Below are 20,916 nucleotides of genomic sequence, written 5' to 3' on the forward strand. Positions count from 1 at the left end.
CGCAGCCAGATGTCAGTCTTACGTTATTTTCCTTATTCGTCCTCTACCTCAATCTCGAAGCTGTCCTCAAAGGGCTGTACCCACTGTTCCGGATCGGTGTACGGGATAATCGGAAGCAGCAGATAGGACGGATGATTGTTATCTCTGTAAATCTTATAGGACGTCGTCGTGTTGGACGGAATGACGTTCATATTCCCTACCTTGCCTGTCCAGGACTCTGTGTGGCAGGCGTTCGGGCACTGGCTTGTAATCTCCAGCTCCAGCCAGTGGCCGGCCGGAATCACCATCGACGTAGGATTCATCTCAATCACATACTCCCGGATCTCGCCCGGAGTCACGGGAACCGACACGGTATTGTCATGCACGGGGCGTCCGATCTTACTCTCCTTCTCATTGAGCGGATGGGAGGCGCGCAGAGCGCCATAGCGCAGCAGCGGCATCCTGGTTCCGTCAGGCAGCACGTCGAAGAGGCTGCACACGAAATTTGCATCCTCCGCGTCTATGGAAGCCCACAGATGAAGCTCGATGGGGCCTGTGATTTCCTTTGCCTGCGGGAAGCGCGAGGACTTGTACACGATCTTGTTGACCTCCGTGGAAATCGACGGCGGAAGATGTGTGAATCCATCGGGCGGAAGGTCCGAATCCGGCTCCCTGTCCCAGCGCAGACGGTTGAAGGAGCGCAGATACAGCTTTTTCCACTCGGTGCGGGCCAGCGGCCACTCATTCTCATAGCGCGTTCCCGCATTCAGGACGCCAAACTTGTAAAGAGGCTCGTCCATAATACCGGTATCCACACCCTTGAGCCAGTGATCGTACCAGCGCAGGCATTCCTCATTCAATGCCCGGTACGGCAGCTCCAGCCCGTCATAGCCCTCCAGCACGCCCAGACGCTTCGGCACATTCAGCCTGTCGTCATTCATAGCGGTAAAGATCGGAGCGCTCCAGCGGCCAAGAGGAGACCACGCGCAGTGCAGGTATACCGGCACCTTCACCTGATCGTAAATCTGATTCGCAGAGCGCTGCTTCCAGTACTCTCCATCAAGAGGATGCAGCAGATAGTCCAGATAGAAGGTGTGATAGGTCGGCGGCCAGGTCGTCAGAATCTTGGTAAAATAGGAATTTACCGCAATGTCCGGATCCTTTAAGCGGTCCTTCATCATCTCCTTCATCTTTTCCTCGCCATACATCTTTAAGGACCAGGGAACCGGCTTGTTGGAGGGGCAGAGCTCCCAGTAAATGCTCATATAGGTGGAAGGCACGCCGCCGTAATAGCCATGCTGATAGTAGTCATCTACAAAGGAGCAGGGCATGATGCATTTCAGATGCGGAGGCTGCTTGGCGGCTGCCAGGATCTGGCAGATTCCGAAATAGGAATAGCCTACCATTCCCACGTTGCCGTCGCACCACTCCTGCTCAGCTGCCCATTCAATGGTATCGTAGATATCAATGGGCTCCTGGGGATTGTAGACTCCGTAAAATTCGCCCTCGCTCTTCCCGATTCCTCTGGGATCCGGAATGATATAGGCATATCCGCGCTTTACGAAATAATCAATGTCCCCGGCCTCCAGGCTGTGGTCAAAGAGCAGAGACTCCGGCGGGATCGCGCCGCGCTTGATTCCCTGCATCTCCTTGCTGTAGGCCGACCAGCTCACCAGGGCAGGAACAGGGCCTGCTCCCTTCGGCAGATACACGTCCACGCAGAGGCGCACACCGTCGCGCAGGGTCATCCACACATCCTCGTGCCTTTCTACCTCATAGCGTGGGCGGGACAGCTTGTCAAGATTTTTTACATAACGCTTATCCCAGTAATTTGGCAGAACATCGATTCCCAGAACCTCCGTCAGTTTCTTTTTCATTGCAAAACCTCCTTTTGTTTTCTTCATCCTTTTCCTATATCCTATCAAAAAATGGCGCACACATTTGTCATGTGCACACCATTTTTTCATATTTTCTGTCCTGCCAGAAAACAATTCCGCTCACATACTGTGCGCCCTGTGGAAATCATGTCTTTCTGATATCATGCCTTTTTGGCAGCCTCCAGAGCCGCTTTTGCCTTTTCTTCCATCTCAAACCACGGCTGGTAAGGCTCCTTCATCTGCTGGAAAATATCATAGCCCTCCGTCTTTTTCACATAATTTCTCCGAATAATAGTATAGCTTATAGCTACCACATAATAAACAATCATTGCAATCCAGTTGTGGGGCTTCATTTCTCCAATTACATACCATCCAATCACGACACAGGCCACGCCGGCGATCGTTGTTATGATACAGTTCAGCACATGCGGCGTCTTGATATAGGAATTTTTGTAGGCATTCGGGAATTTCTTCGGCATCATGAAGACGCTGAAGAAAATAATCGGCAGAAGGAACAGGCCGGGGATCGTCGTAATCTTAACCACGTCCTCCAGGTCAAAGCCGGACACTACCAGCAGAATCGCGATAATGGAGTTCAGCCACAGGGAGAAGCCGGGCGCTCCATGCTCGTTCAGCTTGCTGATAAGCTTCGGGAACAGGCCGTCTCTGGCCGCCGCGAAGTTGATTCTCGAAAACATCATCATTGCGGAATTGATACTCGTCACCACTGCCAGCAGCGCTCCGCCTGCCACAAAGAACACCAGAAGAGTCGGGTTTAAGAATTTTTCTGCCACAGTAGCGAGATTGTCAATCTCATAGAAGTTCGGCATTACGCCTACTGTCACATATGCCATCAGCGCATAGATCACTGCTGTAGCAAGAGTGCTGACAAGATAAGCGATCGGCACATTCTTTCCGGGATCCTCAATTTCCTCAGCAGAATAGTACAGTACATTGGCTCCAATCAGGCTTCCATGCATGATTCCCATGGCAGCCCACAGCGGCGCGAGCTCAATCGTCGAGGATACAACCTCACCGAAGGTCACCACAGTCGCTCCCCAGCCGCCGATGACGTAGACAGCCAGAGCAATCAAAAGAACGACGACGCAGACATTCTGTACGGTAGAGGAAAACTTGATTCCAAACCAGGAAATGACTGTAAACAGCAGAATACAGCCTATCGCAGCCACCGCCTCCGGACACGCCGGAACAAGCATACAGAAATACGTGGAAAAGGTCAGCGCCATGGTCGCAATTTTCAGAACGCCGACTGCCAGCTCGTTAAAAGCGTCCCAGGTTCCCAAAAGCGGGTGCACCAGACGGGTCAGGTACATGTAAGAGCCGCCGTTTGCAGGAAGGGCCGCTACCATCAGCATCTCCGGAATGCTGCGCAAAAATACAAACAGCGCTGCACAGATAAAGCCCACAACGATGCCATTTCCGCCTATAATTTTGATCGCGATCGGCGTCGTGGCAAATACGCTGGCTCCGATAATGCTTCCGATTCCCATGAGAATACAGGACAGCAGCTTCATTTTCTGTTTTTTCATTCGTATCCCTCTTTTCTTTCAGAATATTTTGATTTGTTAATTTTACCAAAAAATCAGGGAAACAAATGTCATGTATGCGACATATTCATACATTAAATATTTTTTGTGGAAATTCTTTGTCATTTCCGTCATTTTTTTGGGACTTTCTTTTTCTGCTTTTTATTTTTTAAGAATTATGTTAAACTCATTTTAATTAGTTTCATGTTTCATAAAGAAAGGACTGATTACCATCAGCATGCAAAGCGCAAACCAGCCCGCTTCAGCGGATACGCAGCGAATCTGTTCCTTTTTTCAGACGGTTCCCCTGTTTTCCGCTCTTCCGCCGGATTATCTGGAAACTCTGTCCTCCTATTGCCGGCTGATTTACAAAAAGAAAGGAAGCGTCATCTACCGGAAGGAGGATTCCTCGAACCATCTCTACGTTATCAAATCCGGCTATATCATGGAATCCGTATTTTACGGAACCAGCGCGGACATTATCGTCAAAATCCGTTCTGACCGGGATTATTTCGGCGAAATGGGAATTCTTTCGAACCGGGTCTATCCGAATACGGCTCTGGCCCTGGAGGACACTACCCTGATTTCCGTGCCCCAGTCCTGCTTTGTCGACGCGGTATGGAATCACACCAGCGTCTGCCGGGTCATCATCCAGGAGCTCATCGACCGGCTTCTGAATTCTGCCCAGAACATGGTAAACGCCATGTATCTGGACGCTCCGGGACGCCTGGCTTCTACCATCGTCAATCTGACCACCAGCACCCAGAAGAAATCCATGAAGGTAAGGATTACCCAGAGCGCCCTGGCCTCCTCCTCCGGGATGGCACGTCAGACGGCCGCCAAAATCTTAAGTGACTGGCGTAAGGAAGGCATCATTTCTACCGAACGCGGAAGATTCTGCGTCCATGATTTCAACAGGCTTCTGGATATTATTCTGGAGAGTGAAATTCAAAACTGACGGGCAGCGGACAGGAACGGCCATTTTCCCGGAGGATTTTGTCAGATTATTTTCTTTATGTCGCCTGATAGACAGACGCCTTTGCTGTTTCCCTCTATAATGAACACAGAAATTATACGCAGGAGGTAAACGCATGAACCAAGAGGAATTTTTAAAAATCACTGGTCTTGAGAAGGTTCCCGTATACTGGGACCGCCGTTACACCAAGAACCTGGACAAGCTTTCCAAGCCTATCTATACCATGAAGCTGGAAGAGGATGTGGAAGTCATTCTCCGCGACGGAACGAAGACTTATGTGGATGTCTACCATCCCGCGGAAATCGACCGTGCGCCTTCCCTGATCGCATACTCTGCCTACAGTAAGAAAATGCAGCGCATGCGCCACGGATCGCTGCCCGGAGCCTCCAATTATTTCGATCACAGCCTGGAAGCCGGCGATATGGAATTTTTCGTAACCCGCGGCTACACCTTCATCGTGCCCGACGGACGCGGAATCGGCAGAAGCGAAGGCGAGTATCTGGGTGTGTACAATCCCCAGGAGCAGGAGGACGTCTACGACTATATCGAGTGGGCGGGAACTGAATGCCAGTGGAGCACGGAAAAGGTTGCCCTGCTGGGCTATTCCTATTTCGGAATCATTCAGGCTCTCGTGGCCGCTCTCCAGCCGCCCCACCTGGTATGCATCATGCCCTTAAGCTATACAGATGACTATTACCAGCACGGCTATTACGGCGGCGTAGCCGACACCTACATGAATATGTACTGGGAGCTCTGCCCCTCGAACAATCCCGTTCCCTGGACCACAAAAATGATGTCCGAGGAAGAGATGAAGAAACGTATCGAGGAGGTGCAGGAGGATCCCGATATCGCTATCAACACCTATTTCAGCAAGATCTTCAATGTATGGCCGCCCAAGTACCATACCTTCTATCTGGATTACCTGCTTCATCCGCAGGAGGACGATTTCTGGCGTCCCCGCTCCATGAAGTACAAGTATGACAAGCTGAAGGTACCCGTATACTTCAAATGCGGATGGGCTCCCACCGGCCGCTGGTCTGCTCCCGTATTCAACGCCATGAATTCCAAAGAGCTCACAGCCTATAAGCGCTGCGGCGTTATGGAAGGCTACAACGGCATGGAGCTTCCCTACCGCTTCATGAACGAGGAGATGCTGCGCTGGTATGATCACTGGATGAAGGGCATTGACACCGGCATCACGGAGGAACCGCCGATGAAGCTGAACATCCTCGGACGCGGCTACCGCTATGAATATGAATACCCGCTGGCAAGAACTGTGTGGAAAAAGCTCTACCTGCACACCTTCGGCAACCTGCGCTGGGAGCCGGTACCGGAAGGCAGTCTTCCGCCCGACAGCTTCACGCACCGTCCGCCTCATATTACTACAGAAGTAGAGACACTGACCTACCGCACCGACCGCCTGAGCCGGCCGACCGAGTTCACCGGCCCCATCGAGCTTCATCTGTGGGCCTCCATCGACAGCACCGACGCGAACTTTATCGTAAAGCTGCACCAGATCACTCCGGGCGGAACCAGAATGCCTGTATGCCGTACCGGTTCCCTGAAGGCCTCCTATCCGCTTGACAAGGAAAAGAGCCAGATTGGCCGTCCGGTACACGATTATACGAAGCGCATCCCGGTGACTCCCGGCGAAATCCGCGAGTACGTCATCGAGATCAATCCTATCGGCATGGTATTCCCGGCCGGCTCCCAGATTGAGCTGGAAATCAAGGCGATGGACAACTTCCAGCCCCAGTCAGGCGCATGGCAGGCAAAGATGGATCACCTGGGACCCATCCCCAGCGCGAACACCATCAACTACAAGATTTACCGCGACAAGGATTATCCCTCTTATATCCTGATGCCCTACATCCCCGAGACTCCGGGCGAGCTCTGGCTCCAGCCTGTGACAGACGACGACATCGTCATCGGCGGAAGCGGATCGGGAAATACACATTAACCTTGACCTATTGCCTCAAGCAGAAGGAAGGGAGCGGATGGAACACACAGCCATCCGCTCCCTTCTGTTTTACCAGCCATACCAGCGACCTGCGTCAGGAAAAACGCAGCACATAGCGGCACAGGCCCTTTCCCTGGTACATAAATTCTTTTATCCGGTGAAATCCCAGCTTTTCAATCAGATGCAGGGACACCAGGTTCTCCCGATCGATGTAGGCGCTGACCTGCGGAAGCTCCAGCACCCTCCCGGCATAATCGAGGGCCGCCCGGCTCGCCTCCTCCGCATATCCGCGGCGGCGGTATTTCTCCCCAATCAGATACCCCATGTCAATCTCGGAAAACTCCAGATAGTCGGCGATACCAAAGCCTACCCGCCCAATCAGGGTTCCGCTCTCCTTTTCTATCACCACCCACATTCCGAACTGATATAAGCCGTACATATACGTGATGTACGCTTTGATCTTCTCTTCCTCTTCGTGCCGGTCCAGCGTGGAAGGCTGAAGAAACCCGGTAGACCCGCTTTCACGGTAGAGAGCATTCACGTCATCCAGATCCGCAAGGGTCATTTCGCGAATCAGAAGCCTCCTGGTCTCCGCGATCTGCACCGGCAGCCCCAGGGCACGCGTATGTACATTGCAAAGGAAAGAAAGATCTACCTCCTGAAAGCCCTCCAGAAGGATCCTGCAGCCGGAAAGGCGCTGGTCCTTAAGCTCCGGATTCAGATATCCGACACATATCAGGCCCAGGGAAAGGGCCGTTCTCTCCTCCCCGTCCGTCTCTACCAGGCACAAAAGCTCCTTCATCGTTCCCGGGAGCTGTTCCGCCGCCGACCGGAAATCTTCGGCTGTCCTGTATTTTCCGTCCTCCTTCCGGAGCTCCACCCACGGAAAATGATTTCTGTCCAGCTCCTCCTCCAGCAGCTGCGCGCCAGAGGCAGCTATCACAAGCCCTTTCAGCATTTTTCAAAAACTCCTTTACGTCTTCCTTCTTTTCCGCTACTATATATGGTGACAAATCCGCAGGCTGGAAGACAGCGTGCGCACGAAAAAGGAGAATGAATATGGCAAATCCAGTAGTTACATTTGAAATGGAAAACGGCGGCGTCATCAAGGCAGAGCTTTATCCTGAAATCGCCCCCAATACGGTCAACAATTTCTTAAGCCTCGTCAACAAGGGCTTTTACAACGGCCTTTGCTTTCACCGCGTCATTGAAGGCTTCATGATTCAGGGCGGCTGCCCTGATGGAAACGGCATGGGCGGCCCCGGCTATTCCATCCGTGGAGAATTCGCCCAGAACGGCTTCTCCAATGACCTGAAGCATACGCCCGGCGTCCTGTCCATGGCCCGCGCCATGCATCCGGACTCCGCAGGCTCCCAGTTCTTCATCATGCACAAGACCTCTCCCCATCTGGACGGCGCCTACGCGGCCTTTGGAAAGGTCATCGAGGGAATGGACATCGTAAACCAGATCGCCCAGACTCCTACCGATTTCCGGGACCGCCCGATGGAGCCTCAGGTGATGAAGTCTGTCACCGCAGAAACCTTCGGAACCGAGTACCCGGAACCGGAAACCGTATAGCCGGAATACGTTTCCATTTTCACGCCCCGCCATCCTGCTGCGGGGCGTCTTATTTGATTCCGGGTTCTTCCCCCTCTCCCTTTATCCTTTTGAAATACTCCCGAATCTGATGCTCATAGCCATTGTCGGAAGGCTCGTAAAACCGTTCGCCCAAAAGCTCTGTGGGCAGATACTGCTGCTCCACATAATGGCCCGGGTAATCATGGGCATATTTATAGCCGATTCCATGGCCCAGCTTCCCAGCTCCGCCGTAATGGGCGTCCTGCAGGTGAGGCGGCACGCTGGTCCTTCTTTCCTTTACGGATTTCATGGCCTTGTCAATCGCTATAACCGCAGAATTGCTCTTAGGGGCGCACGCCACATAGGACGCCGCCTGGGCCAGAATAATCTGCGCCTCCGGAAAGCCGACCCGTTCTACAGCCTGAGCCGCAGAAACAGCCACGGTCAGAGCCATGGGATCCGCATTTCCCACATCCTCAGACGCACAGATCATGATCCTTCTGGCGATAAACCGCTCATCCTCCCCGGCGTAAATCATTTTCGCCAGATAATAGACTGCTGCGTCCGGATCAGAACCGCGCATACTTTTGATAAAGGCGGATATCGTGTCGTAATGGTTGTCCCCGGTCTTGTCGTAGCGCACAGTCCGCTTCTGGATGCATTCAGACATTACATCCAGCGTCAGATGAATCCTTCCATCCCCGCTCTTCTCTGTGGTCAGCACGCCCAGCTCTATCGCGTTCAGCGCGGAGCGCGCGTCGCCTCCGGCGATATCTGCCAGAAACTCTGCCGCCTCCTCTGTGATCTCCGGATGGTAGGCCCCCATGCCCCGCTCCTGGTCCGTGACAGCCCTGTGGATCAATTCCAGGATGTCCTCCCTGCTCAAGGGCTTCAGCTCAAAAATCACCGAGCGGGACAAAAGGGCTCCATTTACCTCAAAATAGGGATTCTCCGTCGTGGCGCCGATCAGAATCAGCGTCCCATCCTCCACAAAGGGCAGAAGATAATCCTGCTGTCCTTTGTTAAAGCGGTGGATCTCGTCTACAAAAAGGATCGTTTTCCGCCCGTACATTCCCAGATTATCCTTTGCCTTTGACACGACGGCCTCCATATCCTTTTTCCCGGCCACCGTAGCGTTCAGCTGCGTAAAATCTGCCTTTGTCGTATTGGCAATGACCCGGGCTATGGTCGTCTTGCCCGTGCCCGGCGGTCCGTAAAAGATAAGAGACCCCAGCTTGTCCGCCTGAATCGCCCGGTACAGCAGCTTGTCCTTCCCCAGAATATGCTTCTGTCCCACAATCTCGTCCAGTGTCCGCGGACGCAGACGGGAAGCCAGCGGCGCCTCCTGCTTCATCTGGCTTTCCCGCATATAGTCAAATAAATCCATTGTTTACTCCTTCTTCCGATTTTCGTCCGGAATCCTTATTCCAGAATCAGCTCGTCAGCCGTCACAAACTCATACCCCTCCGCCTGAAGGAGATCCACGATGCGCAGGGCAGCCTTTACTGTGCTGTCATAGGAATCGTGCATCAGGATGATATCATTTTCCTCCGCCTCAGATACCACCTGATCTACCAGGCGGTCCGCATTTCTGGTACTCCAGTCCAGCGTGTCCACAGACCAGAAAATCGGGATCATCATAACCTCGCACTCCAGCTCCCTGTTCCAGTTGCCAAAGGGAGGCCTCACATACTCCACAGGCTGTCCCGTAATCTCGGTAATTTTCCTGCTGGTATCCTGAATCTCCGCGCACGCCTCCTCCTGGGTCAGCGTCGTAATATCCACATGATACCAGGTATGATTGCCTATCAGGTGCCCCTCCTCGGCGATACGGCGGACAATCTCCTCATTGCCCTCGATATTGCAGCCCAGAAGGAAAAAGGTCGCCTTGACTCCCCTTTCCGCCAGGCCGTCCAGAAGCCGTTCCGTATAAACAGGATGCGGCCCGTCGTCAAAGGTCAGCGCAATCCTTTTGCTCTCCCGGGATTCTCCGCTCGTCCGGGAGCGAGGGCTCTCCGCCTCTTCCCCTGCCGGCACAGCCCCTTCCGAAGCCCGTTCCCCGTATGCCGGCGCAGCCAGCTCCCTCCGTCCGCCGTCCCCTGTCCGTCCGCTGCGGACTCCTGCCGCAAGCGTCACTGCCAAAAGACCCAGGGCTGCTGTCAGAAGACCCTTCTTCCATGCCGGGAGAGGCTCCCCTTTTCTATCTTTCATGCCAGTCTCCATATATTCTTTCATGTAAATATATGCAGACAGAGCGGGCATATGAGCCCGCTCTGCTTACCGGCATAAGCCCTTATTCTTCGTCCTGCTCCCCGGACGCTGTCTCTTCCCCGTTCTCTCCGGGCAGCCCGCAGGCAGAAGCCTCTGCCTCTTCCTCAGGCTTTTCTTCCTCGGATTCCTCCTCCGCTGCTTCCTCCCCGGATGCATCCTGCTCTGCCTCTTCCTCCAGGGTTCCTTCGAATTCTGCGCGGTATTTCCTCTTCACCTGCGCAGTGATGAAATAAATCAGAAGCGGAAGCAGAATTTCCGAGCTGCCCGAATCCGTCATTCCAAACAGCCAGTACAAAAGGGCGCCTGCTCCTATCACATCCATCAGCATCATTTTCAGGAAGCCGCTGCGCCGCTCGGCCGTAAGCTCCTGAAACAGGCCCAGACGGTAAGGCTCCACAATATCTGTCATGACAAGATAAATCACGACAAAGCCGCCCAGCAGAATGCCAAACATCAGCATATCCGTAGACTTTGTGACGATTCCATACACCAGGTACAGAATAATAATCAGGGTCAGGACTGCCAGAACTATCATGGTCGTCTTCTGGACTGAGCGCTTCCGTTCGAGGTTGTCATTGTTGTGTTCCATTTTCTTTCTCCTTTGCAGATAACAATCGGTCTGCTACCAGTGTATCAGAAAAAAATACTGCTTGCAAGTTCTGACGCAATGTCTTATCATACAAAGCTATCAGGGGAAGCTTTTCTTTGCTGCTTTCACTTTCATTTCAGGAGGTAATAACATGATACCCAAGGATCCGTTTCTGCTTTTGAGCTGGATAAACACACAGCTGCGGGATTTCTATCCCACTCTTGACGAGCTGTGCCTGTCTCTGAATCTTGACCGCAGGTCTATCGAAGCCACGCTTATGTCCATCGGCTACTGCTACGATCCCGAAACAAACAGCTTTGTATAATTTTTATGTATTCTGTACAGCCTATGATCGATAAAACGAACAGGGACCGCAGATATGCGGTCCCATAGAAAGGAGAATCCCCTTATTATGAAAATCTTAGACTGTACGGCCCTCACCATCGCCATCATCGGCGCGATAAACTGGGGGCTCATAGGCATCCTTCGTTTTGATCTGGTAAACTTTCTCTTCGGAAACATGAGTATGCTTTCCAGAATCGTCTATACCCTGGTCGGCTTAAGCGGACTCTATCTGTTCCGCTTTTTTGCCCGCTCCGGCGACCGATAGGCCTGCTCCGGCATCCTTATTCAGGAATCTTGGAGAGCGCAGCCTCATCGCCGATGATGGTCACATCCGGATGGAACTGGATAATGGATGCCGGAACCTCCGGCTTCACCTCTCCGCAGAACGCTGCAGCCGCGATATCTGCCTTGTCTGCTCCGCTGACAATCATCAGAAGCTTTCTCGCATGCATAATCGTTCCGATTCCCATCGTGTACGCCTGTCTCGGCACCTCATCGGCAGACGCAAAGAAGCGCTTGTTTGCCTCGATGGTCATTTCCGTCAGATCTACGCAGTGTGTATATTTATCGAAAAAGCTGTTCGGCTCGTTAAAACCGATATGTCCGTCATGACCGATTCCCAGAAGCTGGATATCGATCCCGCCAAGGGAACGAATCAGCTCCTCATATCTTTTGCTCTCCTTCTCCGGATCCGGTTCCATTCCGTTCGGCACATGGGTGTGCGCCGGATCAATGTTGATTCTGCTGAACAGGTTCTTGTTCATAAAATAGTAATAGCTCTGATCATTCTCATGATCCAGTCCCCGGTACTCGTCCAGATTCACTGTGGAAACCTTTGAAAAGTCCAGAACCCCCTCTTTGCACCACTGTGCCAGGCAGTCGTAGGTTCCGATCGGCGTAGAGCCCGTCGCCAGTCCAAGCACACAGTCCGGCTTTACCGTCACCTGGGCAGCCAGAACCGCCGCTGCCTTTCTGCTCATTTCCTCGTAATCCTTTGCTCTGATAATTCTCATCATAGTCCCTCCTGAATCAGGCGCAGCCTTCCAGCCACGCCAAGTGCCGCGCTCCTTTATCTGAACGCGGCCTCTCCCTTTTTTGATGATTTTATCTTATCAAAATCCTTGGAAAACTGTCAATGGGGTTACTGAATTGTGCAACTTATTTGTACTTTTGAGTACGCTCCTTCTTAAGGACGCCAGAAGCCGGCGCCCCGAATCCGGGGCGCCGGCTTCCATACCACGCACACGCGCTTTGTCCGCGCGTTTTTACTCTTCGCTTTCCTCTGCGGCTTCCTCCGCAGGAGCTTCCTCATTCTCCTCTGCCGGCGCCTCTTCCAACGCTTTCGCTGCGGCCTCCGCAGCTGCCTGAGCCTCAAGGGCTTCCTGGGCTGCCGCCTCCTCCTCGGACAGGATCTTGATCTTTCCATTCTCCAGCTCCTGGATCGCGACAGACAGCGGCTTCTTGCCGTCCGCCTCTACGAGCGGAGTCTCTCCTGCGATGATCTGGCGCGCCCGCTTCGCGGTCGCCAGCACGATGGAATAACGGCTGTTTACGACAGGAGTTTCGCCCTCCTCTACCTCGCTGTTTACTACCTTCATCAAATCTGTGTATGAGGGATGTAACATAATTTCACCTTATCCTTTCTATATAAAAACTTTCTATTGTAATCTTTCTATTGTAATCCTTTTACTGAAATTCCTTCAGCTCTGTCCGGATTTCATTGATCAGCTCCATGCTGCGCGATACACGGCTGTGCTCTCCCTGAATCAGCCGGTGTACCTCGTCCACGCAGGCGTCCAAATCGTCATTGATGATAAAATAATCATAGCTCTCGATTCCCTGCGCTTCCTCCACGGCGCGGGCCAGGCGGCTCTCAATCACTTCCATGCTCTCCGTTCCACGGCCCACAAGGCGCTTCTTCAGCGTCTGTGCATCCGGCGGAGATACGAATAGAAGCAGCGTATCCGGAAAACGCTCCTTTACCTGCAGGGCTCCCTGGATCTCGATCTCGAGAATCACATCCTTTCCAAGTCCCAGCTGCTGCTCCACATACGCCCGTGGAGTCCCATAATAGTTTTCCACATAGCAGGCATGCTCAATCAGCGCGCCCTCCGCAATCATTCTCTCGAACTCTTCCCGGGTCTTAAAGAAATATTCCCGTCCGTCCTCTTCTCCCTCCCTGGGGCTTCTCGTCGTAGCGGAAATGGAAAGCGCATAATTATCATACCGGCGAAGCAGCTCCTTCATAATCGTTCCTTTTCCGGAACCTGAAAAGCCGGATACCACTACCAAAATGCCTTTTCTGTCCATCCTCTTCCCCTTATTCAATATTCTGAATCTGCTCCCGAACCTTCTCGATGCCTGTCTTCAGCTCAATTGCATGATTGGACACCTCCAGGTCATTCGACTTGGACAAGATCGTGTTGGCTTCCCGGTTCATCTCCTGAGCGATAAAGTCGAGCCTGCGCCCTACGCTGTCTTCCTTTTCCAGTGCGGACCTTGTACTCTTGATATGGCTTTTGAGCCTTACAATCTCCTCATCCACACAAATCTTGTCAGCGTAAATCGTAACCTCCGCAGCGATACGGCTCTCTTCCATCTGCGTGTCCGCCAGAAGCTCCTTCACCTTATCCGTAAGCTTCTCCCGGTACTCCGCCACAATCTGCGGCGAGCGCTCTTCTATAAAAGCCACATGCTCCAGAAGCTCGTCGAGCTTCGCCAGCAGATCTCTCTTCAGATTCTCTCCCTCTCTGGCGCGGGTCTCTACAAACTGCTCACAGGCTCCCTTCACCGCCTGCTCCAGAATTCTCCACAGCTCCTCCTCGTCGTCCTGGACCTCTTCCATCACGAGCACCTCCGGATATCTGGAAAGAGCGCCTGCGTTCACGTCCTGCTCCAGGCCAAATTCCTCTGCCATCTGATTCAGGTACTTCAGATACTCTGCCGCCAGAGCCTGATTGTACCGGAGGGATACGTTGGATTCAGACAAATCCTCGTAGGTGATAAAGACGTCTACCTTGCCTCTCTGAATATAGCTTTTCAGAAGGCTGCGGATGGCCGACTCAAAATAATTCAGCTTCTTCGGCATCTTGATCGTCACATCCAGATACCTGTGATTGACGGATTTCATCTCCACCGTCATCTTCCGGTCGCCCTCGGATACCTCGCAGCGGCCGAAACCTGTCATACTCTTCACCATAACGGTAATCTCTCTTCTCTTTTTTTCTGCGCCTCACGGCTCTGCCATTCTTCGCAGCTGTTTTTTTCGCTGTGCTGCCCCGGGATGCTCCACACCCCGGGGCCGAAGACGCCAGCTTATTTGGATTATATTTTAGTTGAAATTGGAAAAGGTGTCAAGTACCGCTTTCTTCTGCATTTCCAGTTGAAATTGTAAAACAGGTCAAGTATACTGAAAGAATCAGAAAAAAGGAGTAACACACTATGGCATTTGACGGAATTACGATCGCATGTCTGCAAAAGGAGCTCTCTGACCGGCTTACGGGCGGACGCATCACAAAAATCGTTCAGCCGGAGGCCGACGAGCTTCTGCTCACCATAAAAAATAACGGAAGCCAGTACCGCCTGCTGCTCTCAGCTTCAGCCAGTCTGCCGCTTATCTATCTGACAGAACAGAATAAGCCGGCGCCCATGACGGCGCCGGGCTTCTGTATGTTGCTGCGCAAGCACCTGGGCGGGGGACGCATCGTGTCTGTGACGCAGCCCTCCCTGGAGCGCATCCTGCGCTTTGAGATCGAGCATCTCGACGAGATGGGTGATCTCTGCCGCAAGTATCTGATCGCAGAGCTGATGGGCAAGCACAGCAACCTGATTTTCTGCCGTGAGGACGGCACGATTCTGGACAGCATCAAGCATGTATCACTGGCCGTGAGCTCTGTGCGCGAGGTTCTTCCCGGGCGTCCCTATTTCATTCCTCATACCCAGGATAAGCTCGATCCGCTCACAGCCCCGCCTGCAGATATGGCTGCGGCCATCTGCGAAAAGCCCACGGCGCTTGGCAAAGCCATCTACACCTCCCTGACCGGCTTTTCCCCGGTCATGGCGGAAGAGCTCTGCCACCGTTCCTTTCTGGAATCCGGCCGACCTGCCTCTGCCCTGGAGGACACGGAACGCGCCATGCTGGAGCACCAGCTTCTGCGCCTGCTGGAGGAAGTAAAGGCCGGGCACTTTTCTCCGCAGATCTGCTATAACGGGAAAGAGCCTGTGGAGTTTTCCGCTGTTCCGCTTACCATGTATGCGGATTTGTCCAGCCAGAGCTTCGAAAGCATCTCTGCACTTCTGGAAGCCTATTATGCCGCTAAAAGCACTTTGACCCGGATTCACCAGAAATCGGCAGATCTGCGCCGGATCGTGCAGACGGCCCTGGAGCGCAGCCGCAAGAAATACGATCTCCAGACACGTCAGCTGAAGGACACAGAGAAGCGTGAAAAATACAAGGTCTGGGGTGAATTGATTCACACCTATGGATACGGCGTGCCGGAAGGCGCGCGCTCCATGGAGGCCCTCAACTACTATACAAACGAGGAAATTACAATCCCGCTGGATCCTACCCTGTCCGCCCAGGAAAACGCAAAGCGTTATTTTGACAAATACGGCAAGCTGAAGAGAACCTTCGAGGCTGTCTCTAAGCTGCTTCAGGAAACCAAAAGCGAAATCGGGCATCTGGAATCTATCCAGACCGCGCTTGACATAGCGCTGACCGAGGAGGATCTGGCCCCTGTACGGGAAGAGCTCGCGGAATACGGCTATATCCGCCGCAGAAGCAAAAAAGCCGGCGGGAAAAAGCCCAAAATCACCTCCCGGCCCCTCCATTACCTTTCCAGCGACGGCTTCGACCTCTATGTAGGAAAAAATAATTTTCAAAACGACGAGCTGACCTTCCAGTTCGCCTCCGGAAACGACTGGTGGTTCCATGCCAAAGGCGTTCCGGGCTCCCATGTCATCCTGAAGAGCGAAGGACGCGAGCTTCCCGATTCCGCCTTTGAAGATGCCGGCCGGCTGGCCGCCTACTACTCCAAAAACCGGGGAGGCGACAAGGTCGAGATCGACTATGTCGAAAAGAAGCATGTGAAAAAGCCCGGCGGAGCGAAACCGGGATTTGTAGTTTACTACACCAACTATTCCCTGATCATTGACTCCGATATCTCCAGTCTGCGGCAGATTGACTGAGTCTGCATATCCCAGAGACGCCTCCGGCCGGCAGAAAGCCAGGCCGGAGGCGAAATTGTTATAATTTTCTTAATACTCTGCCGGATTTCTTGCTTTTTCCATCTGCGGCGATTATACTTGAATACAGGAGAAAATGCCCGCAGCTTCCAGGAGGGAACACGGGCAGAAGAGATACGAATTAAGGGAGGATACCTATGATGAACATACGAAATGCGAGAAAAAAACGGCAGCGCCTGACTGCGTTCCTGATGTTTTTCACGCTCTGTTTCCTGCTGCTTGGCCCGGTTTTCCGCTCACAGGCGGCAAGACCTACCGGAACGGTCAAGAATCCGATTCTGAATGTCCGTTCCTCAGCATCCACCAATTCATCCATCGTCTGCAAGCTCACCCAGGGCACCAAGGTGACTATCATTACGGAAACCACCGGAGACGACGGACTGAAGTGGTATGACGTATTTTTCGCATACAATGGAGACGCGAAGGAAGGCTTTGTCCGCGCTGATCTGGTCAATGTATCCGGCTCGACTTCCGGAGGCTCCTCCGGCGGCTCGTCTTCCGCTTCCGGCACCAGATATGTGAAGCCCAGCGTAGCGATTGTCCGCACCTATGCATCCACAAACGCTGACATCCGTACAAGGCTGGAGAGAGGAACCACGGTAAATATTATTTCTTCAAAGACAGGCTCCGATGACGGGCGTACCTGGTACAAGGTTTCCTTTACACAGAACGGAAACACTGTGGAAGGCTATATCCGCGGCGATCTGCTCGTCGAATCGAATCCCGGCGGCGGTTCCTCCGGAAGCACAGATGTATCCGGCACCCGGTATGTAAACGGCAGCGTCGTACGCGTCAGAACCTATGCATCCACGAACGCCGATATCCGTTCCCGCCTGAATAAGGGCACTACGGTGAGCCTGATCTCCTCCAAGACAGGCGATGACGGCCGGCTCTGGTACAAAGTATCCTATTCTGACAACGGGTACCAGATGAACGGCTATATCCGCAGCGATCTGCTCTCCGAGACAAATCCCGGCGGCAGCTCCTCCGGAAGCTCCTCTTCTAATACTCCGGCCTCTATCCGGCCTGCAGTAGCAAATATCCGGACCTGGGCCTCCACAAACGGAGACATCCGTTCCAAGCTGTCCCAGGGAACCGGCGTCACAATCATCGGTGAGACGACCGGACGCGACGACGGAAGGAAATGGTACAAGATTTCCTATACCTTCGGAGGCGTTTCCATGGAAGGCTACATCCGCGGCGATCTGCTGAATGTGGGAAGCACGGGCACCACTTCCGGCAGCGCTTCCTCCGGAAGCTCCTCTTCCGGCAATTCTTCCGCGGTAGCTCAGGTGAGAACCTACGCGTCGCCTTACGCAGACATCCGTGCAACGCTGGAAAACGGAACTAAGGTATCGATCCTCAAGCGGGTAACCGGAGAGGACGGCCAGGAATGGACCAAGATTTCCTTTACACAGAATGGAAATGAGCTGGAAGGCTATGTTCCCTCCTCTCTGCTGAAATAGAATGAAAAACAGGCATTCTTACTCACAAGAAGGCCGGCGGGACGTTATCCCGCCGGCCTGTGTTTTCTTTAAAACGTCTCCTCCCTCAGCGCCTCCGCCAGATTCATCCGCATCAGCTTCCTGCCGCCCAGATAATAGGCCAGGCCCACAAACGCAAGGAGCGCCAGCGCGAAGGCCAGTATGGGCAGTACCGGAGCTCTCGGAAGCAGCAGCGCCGGGTCGAGATAGGCCGCTTTCATAAACAGCCAGGAAATCAGGATAAGCAGCGGCACGCTTATGAGCACAGGCCGGCCTGCGAGCACAAGGGCTTCTACAAAAAACATCTTCCAGATCTCTCCCGGCGTCATGCCGACAGACAGGTACCGGGCCGCCTCCCGCCTGCGCAGGCGGGCAAAGCTCAGAGTATTGGAAAATACACTGCCCACGCCGATGACCGCAAGCAGGATACAGAAGCCCCCGAGCACTGTTTGAATCGCTCCATTGGCTGCGTCGCTGGCATTTCTGTCTTCGATTCTGTTTTCTGTCTCTATCACATAGCGATCTCCCGCTGTCTGAACAAGGGCTGCCTCCAGGCTGTCCAGCTCCGCAAGCGAGGGGCCCTCCCCTTCAGGAATCTCTGTATAAGCATTTCCTGCGTGATCTCCGGCCAGAACCCGGATGCAGATATTCTCCTCCGTCCCGCCTATCTGTCCGCTGACAGTTCTCCACAGGGACACAGGCAGAACATGTATCATCTCATAATAATCCAGGGTCTGGTACTCTTCCCGCATCACCGGAAGCTCCTGGACATATCCCAGCACCGGGATTTCCTCCGCCACGCTCTCTTCGCCGGAGCGCCGGAGAACTGCAGTCTCCCGGGCTTCCTCAAGATAGGGAAAATAAGTCCTTTTGCGGAAATTCGGATCCGTGTCATCCCGGACCTGATTCAGTATCACCGCGCCGTCCAGGCTCTGCTCCACACCGGCATGTCCGCAGTACTCCAGAAAGCTTTCGTCATCCAGGATATAGACGACCGCATTTACCAGCCAGCCTCCGTCTGTCTCTATCACATACTGTTCCGGAGCTCCTTCGAAGCCTCCGGCTTCCAGAAATTCCGCGCTCAGCTCCTCCTCTGTCACGAGCCTCTTTGCCGCCGCCCTCTGGTAAACCAGGGCGTCCCGCACACCCGGCAGGCTCTTAATGGTTTCCGTATCCTCAAACTCCTGAATATCCGTATCCTTCACCTCAGCCATCACGTCCCAGGCATTCAGGAAGGCGTCAAAATAAGTGATATCTGTATTGAGCGTCATAATTGCGAACAGGCACTGCACAAAGCCAAAGGCCAGAAAGGACAGCGTCAGGGATACCGCAGCCGTGCGCAGAGCCTTCCTCTGGGCTTTCAGCGAATTTCCCGCAAGCTCTCCTTCCACACCAAACAGGAGACGCAGAATATGGGAATTCCTCCGGCGCTTCAATCCCTTCTCTTCCGTGCCGCGGACAGCCTCCAGCGGTGTGATGCGGCTGAGGCGTCCAGCCGGCATCCAGGCAGAGATAAGCACTGTCACCAGTGTACACAGAAGGATCAGCACGAAAATCCATGGCGGACAGGAGAACGGCACCTCCATGCGTCCCTCTATCACCCCGTCTGCAAAAGCATCTGTCCAGGCCGTCAGGCAGGCACTGCCCAGAGTTCCAAGTATGATTCCAACTGCAATGGGCAGCGCGCTCAAAGCAATTGCTTCCTTCAGAAGGAGGCCGCGTATCTGCCTGGGCGTGGCTCCGACACTGGAGAGTATGCCCAGCTCCCGGACCCTGTCGTTCATAAAGACTGCATAGGCATGATGAATCATCAGGATCAGCGAAAAGCAGGAAATCACTCCCGCCGCCGCAAAAACCATCAGGACTGCAAATGCGTCAGAGGAATCCGGGTTATCTGGATTCACCACAAAATACAGGTTCAGCAGCGCTTCGTGATAAGAGATATTTTCCTCCCTCAGGCCTGCGAGAGCCGCAATACGGGGAAGGTCCTCATAGGTCGAGGACACGTCCTTTAAAAGGATATCCACTGCCGTCTCTCCATCCTCTGACTCCTCCTCATTGATCCAGGCGCTCTCCACATTGGCGCTGTTTTGAATCAGCTCCAGCTCTTCCCCGCCGATCTCTCCTGTCAGGCGGGCATGATAATTCCCATCCTCCGTCTGATATCTCACCACATCATAATGCCAGACGTTATAGAGTGTACAGCACAAAAGCGACAAAAAGCACGCTGAGACAAGGGCCGCGATCATGACAGAAAGACCGGATCCCCTGTTTCCCCTGATATGATTTCGAATATAGTCCTTCCACATATCTCTCACCCCCGTTTCCGGTCGCTTACGATACGTCCATCCTCAAGGGTGACGATACGATCCGCCTCAAGCGCGATTTTCTCGTCATGCGTAATCAGAAGAATCGTCTGATTCAGGTTCCGGTTGGAAAGCTTAAGCAGATCCGCAATCTCCTCTGAATTTCTCCGATCCAGGTTGCCTGTCGGCTCATCTGCCAGCAGAATAGCCGGGCGGTACATCAGGGCCCTGGCGACAGCGGCGCGCTGCTGCTGGCCTCCTGAGAGCTGTCCGGGCAGAGCCTCCAGCCTGTCACTGATGCCAAGGGTCTCCACGACCCTGTCAAAAAATTCCTGATTCGGCTTTCTTTTATCCAGAGCCAGGGGCATCAGGATATTCTTCCGGACTGTCAGCGTCGGAATCAAATTAAAAAACTGATAGACAATTCCCACCTTTCTGCGGCGGAACAGCGCCGCCTGCGCAGGCTTCATTGAGGTGATGTCTGTCCCCTCCACATAGACCCTTCCCTCCGTAGGCTTATCCACGCTTCCCAGTATGTGAAGCAGCGTAGATTTTCCTGAACCGGAGGCCCCCATCACTGCCGTAAATTCCCCTTTTTCCATCGAAAAATCGATTCCATCCAGAGCCTTCACCTGATTTTCACCGGAACCGTATATCTTCCTCAGGCCTTCGCACCTTAATATTTCCACGGTATCTCCTCCTTCTTCCGCTTCCTTTTCCGCTGCTGGGCCTCCTTGCCATGAAAGGCTTTCACAGGATT

At 53.4% G+C, this 20,916-nt stretch carries 19 protein-coding genes; 7 read left to right on the plus strand and 12 right to left on the minus strand.

Annotated elements, in window-relative coordinates:
* Positions 1–32: 32 nt before the first annotated feature.
* Both B5E77_RS05670 and B5E77_RS05675 read right to left on the minus strand, forming a co-directional pair.
* A complete protein-coding gene (locus B5E77_RS05670; protein ID WP_087164402.1) occupies positions 33–1,856 on the minus strand; it encodes a CocE/NonD family hydrolase in 1,824 nt (607 codons plus the stop codon).
* A 161-nt stretch (positions 1,857–2,017) separates the two neighbouring features.
* Complete coding sequence (locus B5E77_RS05675) at positions 2,018–3,406, minus strand: APC family permease (RefSeq protein WP_087164403.1); 1,389 nt, start codon at positions 3,404–3,406, stop codon at positions 2,018–2,020.
* 235 nt (positions 3,407–3,641) lie between these two features.
* Here B5E77_RS05675 and B5E77_RS05680 point away from each other — a divergent pair, with 235 nt between their 5' ends.
* Entirely contained in the window at positions 3,642–4,361 is a 720-nt protein-coding gene (locus B5E77_RS05680; RefSeq protein WP_087164404.1) for a Crp/Fnr family transcriptional regulator, read from the plus strand.
* A gap of 133 nt (positions 4,362–4,494) precedes the next feature.
* Positions 4,495–6,339: a CocE/NonD family hydrolase gene (locus tag B5E77_RS05685; protein WP_087164405.1), complete on the plus strand. Its 1,845-nt coding sequence runs from the start codon at positions 4,495–4,497 to the stop codon at positions 6,337–6,339.
* Positions 6,340–6,433: 94 nt separating this feature from the next.
* Here the strand turns inward: B5E77_RS05685 and B5E77_RS05690 are convergent, their stop codons facing one another.
* Entirely contained in the window at positions 6,434–7,297 is an 864-nt protein-coding gene (locus B5E77_RS05690) for a GNAT family N-acetyltransferase (protein WP_087164406.1), read from the minus strand.
* 101 nt (positions 7,298–7,398) lie between these two features.
* Between B5E77_RS05690 and B5E77_RS05695 the strand changes: the two genes are divergently transcribed.
* A complete protein-coding gene (locus tag B5E77_RS05695; protein WP_087164407.1) occupies positions 7,399–7,917 on the plus strand; it encodes a peptidylprolyl isomerase in 519 nt (172 codons plus the stop codon).
* Between the two features lie 49 nt (positions 7,918–7,966).
* Here B5E77_RS05695 and B5E77_RS05700 read toward each other — a convergent pair whose 3' ends face one another.
* The 3 genes from B5E77_RS05700 to B5E77_RS05710 form a co-directional block, all read right to left on the minus strand.
* A complete protein-coding gene (locus B5E77_RS05700) occupies positions 7,967–9,304 on the minus strand; it encodes a replication-associated recombination protein A (RefSeq protein ID WP_087164408.1) in 1,338 nt (445 codons plus the stop codon).
* A 35-nt stretch (positions 9,305–9,339) separates the two neighbouring features.
* Entirely contained in the window at positions 9,340–10,128 is a 789-nt protein-coding gene (locus B5E77_RS05705; protein WP_087164456.1) for a polysaccharide deacetylase family protein, read from the minus strand.
* 82 nt (positions 10,129–10,210) lie between these two features.
* Entirely contained in the window at positions 10,211–10,777 is a 567-nt protein-coding gene (locus B5E77_RS05710; RefSeq protein ID WP_087164409.1) for a hypothetical protein, read from the minus strand.
* 151 nt (positions 10,778–10,928) lie between these two features.
* On the opposite strand from B5E77_RS05710, the gene B5E77_RS05715 reads away from it, so the two are divergent.
* Together B5E77_RS05715 and B5E77_RS05720 are read left to right on the plus strand one after the other, a co-directional pair.
* Complete coding sequence (locus B5E77_RS05715) at positions 10,929–11,102, plus strand: DUF4250 domain-containing protein (RefSeq protein ID WP_087164410.1); 174 nt, start codon at positions 10,929–10,931, stop codon at positions 11,100–11,102.
* An 87-nt stretch (positions 11,103–11,189) separates the two neighbouring features.
* Entirely contained in the window at positions 11,190–11,387 is a 198-nt protein-coding gene (locus tag B5E77_RS05720) for a DUF378 domain-containing protein (protein WP_087164411.1), read from the plus strand.
* A 16-nt stretch (positions 11,388–11,403) separates the two neighbouring features.
* Here the strand turns inward: B5E77_RS05720 and nagB are convergent, their stop codons facing one another.
* The 4 genes from nagB to B5E77_RS05740 all read right to left on the minus strand — a co-directional run bounded on the left by nagB (position 11,404) and on the right by B5E77_RS05740 (position 14,321).
* Positions 11,404–12,135 carry a glucosamine-6-phosphate deaminase gene (nagB, locus tag B5E77_RS05725; protein ID WP_087164412.1) on the minus strand — a complete coding sequence of 244 codons (732 nt, stop codon included), beginning with the start codon at positions 12,133–12,135 and terminating at the stop codon, positions 11,404–11,406.
* Positions 12,136–12,387: 252 nt separating this feature from the next.
* A complete protein-coding gene (rpoZ, locus tag B5E77_RS05730) occupies positions 12,388–12,747 on the minus strand; it encodes a DNA-directed RNA polymerase subunit omega (protein ID WP_087164413.1) in 360 nt (119 codons plus the stop codon).
* A gap of 61 nt (positions 12,748–12,808) precedes the next feature.
* The gene (gene gmk / locus B5E77_RS05735; RefSeq protein ID WP_087164414.1) at positions 12,809–13,432 is read right to left on the minus strand and encodes a guanylate kinase; all 624 of its coding nucleotides are present in this window, start codon (positions 13,430–13,432) and stop codon (positions 12,809–12,811) included.
* Between the two features lie 10 nt (positions 13,433–13,442).
* Entirely contained in the window at positions 13,443–14,321 is an 879-nt protein-coding gene (locus B5E77_RS05740; protein WP_087164415.1) for a YicC/YloC family endoribonuclease, read from the minus strand.
* A gap of 242 nt (positions 14,322–14,563) precedes the next feature.
* Here B5E77_RS05740 and B5E77_RS05745 point away from each other — a divergent pair, with 242 nt between their 5' ends.
* Positions 14,564–16,309: an Rqc2 family fibronectin-binding protein gene (locus B5E77_RS05745; RefSeq protein WP_087164416.1), complete on the plus strand. Its 1,746-nt coding sequence runs from the start codon at positions 14,564–14,566 to the stop codon at positions 16,307–16,309.
* Between the two features lie 194 nt (positions 16,310–16,503).
* On the plus strand, positions 16,504–17,832 hold the full coding sequence (locus B5E77_RS05750) for an SH3 domain-containing protein (RefSeq protein WP_087164417.1): 1,329 nt from the start codon (positions 16,504–16,506) through the stop codon (positions 17,830–17,832).
* Between the two features lie 68 nt (positions 17,833–17,900).
* Here the strand turns inward: B5E77_RS05750 and B5E77_RS05755 are convergent, their stop codons facing one another.
* Together B5E77_RS05755 and B5E77_RS05760 are read right to left on the minus strand one after the other, a co-directional pair.
* The gene (locus tag B5E77_RS05755) at positions 17,901–20,159 is read right to left on the minus strand and encodes an ABC transporter permease (protein ID WP_087164418.1); all 2,259 of its coding nucleotides are present in this window, start codon (positions 20,157–20,159) and stop codon (positions 17,901–17,903) included.
* A gap of 5 nt (positions 20,160–20,164) precedes the next feature.
* Entirely contained in the window at positions 20,165–20,845 is a 681-nt protein-coding gene (locus B5E77_RS05760; RefSeq protein WP_087164457.1) for an ABC transporter ATP-binding protein, read from the minus strand.
* Between the last annotated feature and the right edge of the window lie 71 nt (positions 20,846–20,916).

The organism is Lachnoclostridium sp. An131, from assembly GCF_002160825.1.
GTDB lineage: Bacteria > Bacillota > Clostridia > Lachnospirales > Lachnospiraceae > Laedolimicola.

Coding starts and splice junctions, on each gene's coding strand:
- B5E77_RS05670 (WP_087164402.1), bottom strand. CDS start 1,856: ATGAAAAAGAAACTGACGGAGGTTCTGGGAATCGATGTTCTGCCAAAT.
- B5E77_RS05675 (WP_087164403.1), bottom strand. CDS start 3,406: ATGAAAAAACAGAAAATGAAGCTGCTGTCCTGTATTCTCATGGGAATC.
- B5E77_RS05680 (WP_087164404.1), top strand. CDS start 3,642: ATGCAAAGCGCAAACCAGCCCGCTTCAGCGGATACGCAGCGAATCTGT.
- B5E77_RS05685 (WP_087164405.1), top strand. CDS start 4,495: ATGAACCAAGAGGAATTTTTAAAAATCACTGGTCTTGAGAAGGTTCCC.
- B5E77_RS05690 (WP_087164406.1), bottom strand. CDS start 7,297: ATGCTGAAAGGGCTTGTGATAGCTGCCTCTGGCGCGCAGCTGCTGGAG.
- B5E77_RS05695 (WP_087164407.1), top strand. CDS start 7,399: ATGGCAAATCCAGTAGTTACATTTGAAATGGAAAACGGCGGCGTCATC.
- B5E77_RS05700 (WP_087164408.1), bottom strand. CDS start 9,304: ATGGATTTATTTGACTATATGCGGGAAAGCCAGATGAAGCAGGAGGCG.
- B5E77_RS05705 (WP_087164456.1), bottom strand. CDS start 10,128: ATGAAAGATAGAAAAGGGGAGCCTCTCCCGGCATGGAAGAAGGGTCTT.
- B5E77_RS05710 (WP_087164409.1), bottom strand. CDS start 10,777: ATGGAACACAACAATGACAACCTCGAACGGAAGCGCTCAGTCCAGAAG.
- B5E77_RS05715 (WP_087164410.1), top strand. CDS start 10,929: ATGATACCCAAGGATCCGTTTCTGCTTTTGAGCTGGATAAACACACAG.
- B5E77_RS05720 (WP_087164411.1), top strand. CDS start 11,190: ATGAAAATCTTAGACTGTACGGCCCTCACCATCGCCATCATCGGCGCG.
- nagB (WP_087164412.1), bottom strand. CDS start 12,135: ATGAGAATTATCAGAGCAAAGGATTACGAGGAAATGAGCAGAAAGGCA.
- rpoZ (WP_087164413.1), bottom strand. CDS start 12,747: ATGTTACATCCCTCATACACAGATTTGATGAAGGTAGTAAACAGCGAG.
- gmk (WP_087164414.1), bottom strand. CDS start 13,432: ATGGACAGAAAAGGCATTTTGGTAGTGGTATCCGGCTTTTCAGGTTCC.
- B5E77_RS05740 (WP_087164415.1), bottom strand. CDS start 14,321: ATGGTGAAGAGTATGACAGGTTTCGGCCGCTGCGAGGTATCCGAGGGC.
- B5E77_RS05745 (WP_087164416.1), top strand. CDS start 14,564: ATGGCATTTGACGGAATTACGATCGCATGTCTGCAAAAGGAGCTCTCT.
- B5E77_RS05750 (WP_087164417.1), top strand. CDS start 16,504: ATGATGAACATACGAAATGCGAGAAAAAAACGGCAGCGCCTGACTGCG.
- B5E77_RS05755 (WP_087164418.1), bottom strand. CDS start 20,159: ATGTGGAAGGACTATATTCGAAATCATATCAGGGGAAACAGGGGATCC.